The organism is Streptomyces flavofungini (assembly GCF_041028215.1).
Taxonomy (GTDB): domain Bacteria; phylum Actinomycetota; class Actinomycetes; order Streptomycetales; family Streptomycetaceae; genus Streptomyces; species Streptomyces flavofungini_B.
In genome coordinates this window covers 1-2,361 of the sequence record NZ_JASKYR010000271.1, presented here as the reverse complement: position 1 = coordinate 2,361, position 2,361 = coordinate 1, and the positions used below count along the sequence as shown (strand labels likewise).

The following is a 2,361-nucleotide window of genomic DNA, read 5'->3' as shown; positions in this document are numbered from 1 at the left end:
TTTCTAAGGAGCACTTCTTACCGAAATATTTCGGTCAGAGGCCAGTTCATCAGCGAACGTCTGATGCTGGTTGCTCATGGGTGGAACGTTGACTACTCGGCCTGTTTCACGGGCCGGAGGCTGCCAGTACTGCTCGTAAGAGCGTGGAACGCCTTCTTACCGAAATATTTCGGTCAGAGGCCAGTTCATCAGCGAACGTCTGATGCTGGTTGCTCATGGGTGGAACGTTGACTACTCGGCCTGTTTCACGGGCCGGAGGCTGCCAGTACTGCTCGTAAGAGCGTGGAACGCACGATCTCCGGACGGAAAAGGGCCGGGCACGCTGTTGGGTATCTGAAGGTATGGCCGTATGGCTGCCTTCGATGCCGACCCCAGTGCACTCGGGCTACTGGTCCGGGGTGATGGGTGGTTGGTCGTTGTTTGAGAACTGCACAGTGGACGCGAGCATCTGTGGCCAAGTTTTTAAGGGCGCACGGTGGATGCCTTGGCACCAGGAACCGATGAAGGACGTGGGAGGCCACGATAGTCCCCGGGGAGTCGTCAACCAGGCTTTGATCCGGGGGTTTCCGAATGGGGAAACCCGGCAGTCGTCATGGGCTGTCACCCGCTGCTGAACACATAGGCAGTGTGGAGGGAACGCGGGGAAGTGAAACATCTCAGTACCCGCAGGAAGAGAAAACAACCGTGATTCCGGGAGTAGTGGCGAGCGAAACCGGATGAGGCCAAACCGTATACGTGTGAGACCCGGCAGGGGTTGCGTGTACGGGGTTGTGGGATCTCTCTTTCACAGTCTGCCGGCTGTGAGACGAGTCAGAAACCGTTGATGTAGGCGAAGGACATGCGAAAGGTCCGGCGTAGAGGGTAAGACCCCCGTAGTCGAAACGTCAGCGGCTCGTTTGAGAGACACCCAAGTAGCACGGGGCCCGAGAAATCCCGTGTGAATCTGGCGGGACCACCCGTTAAGCCTAAATATTCCCTGGTGACCGATAGCGGATAGTACCGTGAGGGAATGGTGAAAAGTACCGCGGGAGCGGAGTGAAATAGTACCTGAAACCGTGTGCCTACAAGCCGTGGGAGCGTCGGACATCAAGCTTGCTTGGTGTCTCGTGACTGCGTGCCTTTTGAAGAATGAGCCTGCGAGTTTGCGGTGTGTTGCGAGGTTAACCCGTGTGGGGAAGCCGTAGCGAAAGCGAGTCCGAATAGGGCGATTTAGTAGCGCGCTCAAGACCCGAAGCGGAGTGATCTAGCCATGGGCAGGTTGAAGCGGCTGTAAGAGGTCGTGGAGGACCGAACCCACCAGGGTTGAAAACCTGGGGGATGACCTGTGGTTAGGGGTGAAAGGCCAATCAAACTCCGTGATAGCTGGTTCTCCCCGAAATGCATTTAGGTGCAGCGTCGTGTGTTTCTTGCCGGAGGTAGAGCACTGGATAGGCGATGGGCCCTACCGGGTTACTGACCTTAGCCAAACTCCGAATGCCGGTAAGTGAGAGCGCGGCAGTGAGACTGTGGGGGATAAGCTCCATGGTCGAGAGGGAAACAGCCCAGAGCATCGACTAAGGCCCCTAAGCGTACGCTAAGTGGGAAAGGATGTGGAGTCGCAGAGACAACCAGGAGGTTGGCTTAGAAGCAGCCACCCTTGAAAGAGTGCGTAATAGCTCACTGGTCTAGTGATTCCGCGCCGACAATGTAGCGGGGCTCAAGCGTACCGCCGAAGTCGTGTCATTCCAGCATGAGGGCCAACGCCCGCTGGGATGGGTAGGGGAGCGTCGTGTGCCGGGTGAAGCTGCGCCGGAAGGCAGTGGTGGACGGTTCACGAGTGAGAATGCAGGCATGAGTAGCGATACATACGTGAGAAACGTGTGCGCCGATTGACTAAGGGTTCCTGGGTCAAGCTGATCTGCCCAGGGTAAGTCGGGACCTAAGGCGAGGCCGACAGGCGTAGTCGATGGATAACCGGTTGATATTCCGGTACCCGCTGTGAAGCGTCAAACATCGAGCCCATTAATGCTAAGGCCGTGAAGCCGTCCTGATCTCTTCGGAGTTGAGGGAAGTGGTGGAGCCGCTGACCCAAGGTGGTAGTAGGTGAGTGATGGGGTGACGCAGGAAGGTAGTCCAGCCCGGGCGGTGGTTGTCCCGGGGTAAGGGTGTAGCCCGTCATCTAGGCAAATCCGGATGACATGTGGGTGAGACCTGATGCCGAGCCGATTGTGGTGAAGTGGATGATCCTATGCTGTCGAGAAAAGCCTCTAGCGAGTTTCATGGCGGCCCGTACCCTAAACCGACTCAGGTGGCCAGGTAGAGAATACCGAGGCGTTCGGGTGAACTATGGTTAAGGAACTCGGCAAAATGCCCCCGTAACTT

General features: G+C 57.1%; 1 rRNA gene. It reads left to right on the top strand.

From position 1 onward, the window contains the following. Positions 1-452: 452 nt before the first annotated feature. Positions 453-2,361, top strand: a 23S ribosomal RNA gene (locus AB8Z36_RS19610); the annotation flags it as partial.